Here is a 2,077-nt window from a genome sequence, read left to right as displayed (position 1 = left end):
TTTGCCACACTTATAAGTAGTAACCCACCTCCGCAGCCATTTATTGGTGTGGTCTACAGAGGATTAAGTCTTTTTAGAGGGGAAAATCCCTAGAACCCCTTAATGAAAGCCAAATGATTAGAATTACTAAAGAACTTCACCAAGAATTCAAGAGAACAATTCTTCGAGAAGGGGATCTTGTTATGTCTATTGTTGGAACTCTTGGAAAAGTCTTAAAAATACCTAAACAGCTAGAGGGAGCAAATATAACCCGTGCATTTGCTGTTATAGGTATAGCTGAGCATTCGAAAGATTTTATCAAGCAATACTTAACATCAGATTATATTCAAGAGTGGCTTTTGAATACAGCTACAGGAAACGCTCAAAAAGTCTTAAATGTAGCGGCAATTAGAAAGCTTAAAATAAATGTTCCGGCAATCGAAGAGCAACGAAAGATAGCTATTGTCTTAGGCAGCGCAGACAAAGAAATTGAGCTATTAGAACAACAGCTTGCTGATTTAAAACTAGAAAAGAAAGCCCTAATGCAGCAATTGTTAACCGGCAAGCGCAGAGTCAAAGTGGATGCAGAGGCCGTGGCATAATGACCCTCAAGCGACCTCGCACCATTCAAATTTTCTTACCTACAGGCGACCCTGCGGGCATCCGCATTGCAGAACAAACCACTTCGATTATTCGCTTAATAGAAGTGCCTCGTAGTGATATTGCTGAATTCGTGAAGATGCCAGAGGCTAAGCAGGTTGGCTTGTATTTTCTATTATCTGGTGACAGTAAAGATGAGCTTTACATTGGCCAATCGGGCGATGTGGGTGCGAGGCTCACTCAGCATCACAAAGATGAGAAAAAAGATTGGGAACGTGCTTTGGTGCTGGTGTCACTGACCAACAACCTCACTCAAACTCATGTGTTATATTTGGAATCGTTGTCGATTGAAAAGGCGCGTCAGTGCCAGCGCTATGAGCTGTTAAATGGAAATGGCGGCCAAAAGCCGCATACGCCCATTCCGCTCAAAGCTGATTGCGATGAAATTCATGAGATAGGTAGTTTATTATTGGCCACACTCGGCTATCCGCTATTTGAGCCACTGACTGAACAGTCACCTACCCAAGCTGAACAGCTCTTTGTATGTAATCGTGCATCAGTCAATGCGAATGGGATTTATACCAATGAGGGCATGGTGGTATTGAAAGGCTCGACGGCACCTTATGAAACCAAGCGCAAAACCGATAACCGCATGGTAGAAATTCGCGAAAAATTACTAAGCAAAGGTGTTATCTCGCTGTCAGGCAGTCACATTATGTTCGAGCGTGATTACTTGTTTAAAACGCCCAGTGGCGCATCCGGCTTTCTGTTACTGGGTTCCTCAAACGGCTGGGTTGACTGGAAAACAGAGCAAGGCATTTCGCTGCATGAGTATGAGGGTAGAACGCTTTCCTTGGCTGAGCGTTAAAATTAAGCAAAAGCCGGTGAACGCTACTTCAGTAGTTCTTCGTCGGTAATGTACTCGCCTTCATAGCAAGGACTTGGTATCTTTAGGCTTAAATCATCATGCGCCCTGACGTGCGAGCAAATGGAGAGCATAAACGTAATGGAAGACAACCGCAGAATGGCAGCCAACTTCAACGAAGAGTTTAGTGCAAAACTTCCCGCACTCACGCTGCTGACCAATTTGGGCTATACCTTCATTCCTCCTGCTGAGTGCGAGACGCTCAGAGGTAACTTATCGGGCGATACTAACAAAAGTACTCAGCAAGTCATCCTGCTTCCCATTTTGCGACAATTTTTAGCCAAGCAAACCTTTTCTTTTCAGGGAAAAACGTACCCGTTATCAGAAGCGGCTATCGATAAAGTTATCCACCAGCTTAGTCCGGCGATGAACTTAGGGCTACTGACGGCCAATGAGAACATCTATGACGCCCTCATGTACGGGGTGAGTGTTACCGAGTTTATTGACGGCAAAAAAGCCTCGCCCACAATAAAGTCCCGATTTCAGATAATAAGTGCGACATTCATGGAAAGGTGTAGAAGAGGAGGCCAACTGCTAAAAGTGGTACGCTCTTCTCGTCAAAGAAACAAGCAG

General features: G+C 44.4%; 3 protein-coding genes. All 3 read left to right on the top strand.

Annotated features, from left to right (window positions below; genetic code table 11):
• Nucleotides 1-113: 113 nt before the first annotated feature.
• Nucleotides 114-581, top strand: a complete 468-nt coding sequence (locus tag BIZ39_RS21425) for a restriction endonuclease subunit S (protein ID WP_222936748.1) — start codon at nucleotides 114-116, stop codon at nucleotides 579-581.
• A complete protein-coding gene (locus BIZ39_RS21420; RefSeq protein WP_187448054.1) occupies nucleotides 581-1,447 on the top strand; it encodes a GIY-YIG nuclease family protein in 867 nt (288 codons plus the stop codon). The genes BIZ39_RS21425 and BIZ39_RS21420 overlap by 1 nt, the downstream gene beginning before the upstream one ends.
• A 138-nt stretch (nucleotides 1,448-1,585) precedes the next feature.
• On the top strand, nucleotides 1,586-2,077 hold a 492-nt coding region (locus tag BIZ39_RS21415; protein WP_262385834.1), incomplete at its 3' end, for a type I restriction endonuclease.

Source organism: Alteromonas sp. BZK5, from assembly GCF_014349115.1.
GTDB classification, from domain to species: domain Bacteria; phylum Pseudomonadota; class Gammaproteobacteria; order Enterobacterales; family Alteromonadaceae; genus Alteromonas; species Alteromonas macleodii.
The sequence above is the reverse complement of the archived record's forward strand: the minus strand, read 5'-3'. Positions and strand labels throughout refer to the sequence as shown.